2 protein-coding genes are annotated in these 2477 nt (G+C 47.3%); one reads left to right on the top strand and one right to left on the bottom strand.

Annotated elements, in window-relative coordinates; translation table 11 throughout:
* The first annotated feature begins 534 nt into the window (after positions 1–534).
* A complete protein-coding gene (mobV, locus tag R0134_RS16485; RefSeq protein ID WP_319784513.1) occupies positions 535–1824 on the top strand; it encodes a MobV family relaxase in 1290 nt (429 codons plus the stop codon).
* Positions 1825–1850: 26 nt separating this feature from the next.
* Here mobV and R0134_RS16480 read toward each other — a convergent pair whose 3' ends face one another.
* Positions 1851–2309 (bottom strand): hypothetical protein, encoded by a 459-nt coding sequence (locus R0134_RS16480; protein WP_319784512.1) that lies wholly within the window; start codon positions 2307–2309, stop codon positions 1851–1853.
* Positions 2310–2477 lie beyond the last annotated feature (168 nt).

Here is a 2477-nt window from a genome sequence, read left to right as displayed (position 1 = left end):
TGCATATGTGGACAATTTTGCTCCGCAAAAACGGGGCTAAACATGGCCATGGATAAGCACATGACCAAAATGTGGACGGAAAAACACCCGCCGCACATTTGTGCTCACATGCTTACCCACCGCCAACGCCCCTTTGCCCACATACACACAGGGCCAAAATTTTAATAAGGCTCTCTTTTTTCTTTTTCTTTTTCTTAGAACTGGTGTCTGTTTTTAGATGGGCGCAGCCCATGCAAAACAAAAACAAGGTTTAGCAAAACGAAGGGCTAACCCTCGTTCTCGGTACAAACCGAGAACGCCAAACCCCCTCCCCTCCTGCTAAACAATCTTTAGCTACACCCAAAACAACAGCGGCTCGGTGCTAAACGGTCGAAGACAAAACCAGTCCACAGGGGCGGTTTTGTACTGTCTTAGCTCTAATCTTTAAGCTCCGCAGGACGAACCCTTACGAAGTAAGGTGTAGTGAGTACACCTTGCGATTTCCAAAATAAAAAAAGGCTGCTAAAGTAACCAAAAATACCTTAGGAGCCAATAATGTCTTACGCGATTTTGAGAACAGCCAAATTGAAAAGCTTCGGAGAAATAGGAGGCTCGCTAGCGCACAACTATAGAGAGATTCAAACACTAAACGCAGACGAAAGCAAAGCCAAACTGAATGATCACATCGGCGGATTAACCGCTCACTGGACGATGGATCTCATTAAGGCGCGTCTCCCAAAGAAGTACCGAAGCGATGCGGTTTTGTGTGTCGAGTACTTGATCACAGCAAGCCCTGAATATTTTGAAGCTGGCGATGATGGGACTAAATATTTTGAAGATGCCGTAGATTGGCTCAAAGCTCGGCATGGTGCTGAAAACGTTGTAGCGACGACAGTTCACCGAGACGAAACGAGCCCACACCTTGTTGCTTACGTGGTTCCGTTGGACGATAAGGGAAAACTCAACGCCAAAAAGTACCTTGGTGGAAGGGTTGTACTAAGAAATATGCAGTCTGACTTTGCTAAGAACGTGGGTGAAAAGTACGGGCTTGAGCGAGGGATAGAGGGCAGCAAAGCGACTCATACCACGCTTAAACAGCATTACGGCACTGTAAACAAAGAGATGGCTGATCTATGCGCTTTCACACCCGATGCAGTGGCGCCAATCGTCAAAAAGAAAGGTGTTTTAAGGGATGACACCGAGACTTACGAGGAATTAGCGCACCGTCTTTCACTCGATGCAGCCAATTACTACAAACCTTTCGTCGTAAAAGCGGCTACAGCGACGAAGAGAGCTAAAGAGATAGAGAAGACAGCTAAAGCCCAACTAAAGGCGCTCAGGCCGCTTCAGGAGCTTACAGAGGGGCTTTCTGTACCCCAAATGAGCATCATGATGGGGTATGCGGATGAAATGCGCATGGAGAACGAGCTAGCGGCAAAAGCCCTGGCGGCTGAAAAAGCCCAGGAGGCAGCAGAGAAAGCAGCGGCTAAGGCGGCTTTTGAAGCTAAAGCAAGGGTTAAAGTGGAAGCAGAGCGCAGAGTTGCGGCCTTGCAAAAGGTTTCTAAGCAGCACATGACGGCAGGCATGACGTTCGGGATCATGGCCTTAAAAGCCATTGCCGTTGCTGGGGACTGGGAGAAAGTGGATTGGCCTAAGCTTGAGCAAGAAGCCATTGCGAGCTTAATTGAAAACGAATGGCCGGCAGATCAGGCGCTAAAAGCGATTTTAGATCATTCGCCTGATCGGGCATCTTTAACCGAGTCAGAAATTTCGCTCGAATTGAGCAAAATCAACCCCGTCAAAATCACTAATGAAGCTGCACCAGCCGCCCCAAAGCCTATGTAAGCCGCCTACTCGGCGGTTAAGTGAAGTTAAGCTATGCCGCCTTTTATCACGCTCAAACCGCTTGTTTTCATGCGATCATCTAGTGCTTTACGGTGATTAGAAGCGCTGCCCTTCCAGCCCATGTTTGGGTTTAGTCGGTAGGAGCGGCTAACACCAATTCTCGGGCCTTCAAAAAGCACCTCAAGAGCCAGTAGCTTCCTTATGCTGCGATTCATATTGTGTCTATCCATATCAATCTCTCGTGCAATTTCTGATTGATTTAGAACCAATAGATTTTCAAAATCCAGCTTTGCAAGTAGCGCAAAAAACACTTTCATATCACTTGCGCTTAGGTCGCTCTTAGCAAACATCAGTGCCGCTGCTTGAGACATAGCTAGCCACTCCTTTCCAAAACCATTAACTCGCTTTGGTGCAACGAACGCAACAAAGCCCTCTATAACTTCACCCGTAGATTTATCAAACTGACCAAATCCTTTTCGTGTCATACCTCGCATCCTAGTGTTGTCGTGGGAAGCAACATTGTTGTCTCCCACGACAACACTGTCAAGTGTAAGTCATTGTTATAGATTGTGTTTGTGAGTCCCCCTTCTGTATCTGTATTACTGTGTCTATTTTGAGGGTGGAATCACCCGTTGAAATAGGCACATGCCCTG

It is taken from the genome of Oceanisphaera sp. IT1-181 (assembly GCF_033807535.1).
In the GTDB taxonomy this organism is placed as follows: Bacteria; Pseudomonadota; Gammaproteobacteria; order Enterobacterales; family Aeromonadaceae; genus Oceanimonas.
The sequence above is the reverse complement of the archived record's forward strand: the minus strand, read 5'-3'. Positions and strand labels throughout refer to the sequence as shown.

Bases quoted from the DNA above. Each gene is read 5' to 3' on its own strand.
- mobV (WP_319784513.1), top strand. From the start codon at position 535: ATGTCTTACGCGATTTTGAGAACAGCCAAATTGAAAAGCTTCGGAGAA.
- R0134_RS16480 (WP_319784512.1), bottom strand. From the start codon at position 2,309: ATGACACGAAAAGGATTTGGTCAGTTTGATAAATCTACGGGTGAAGTT.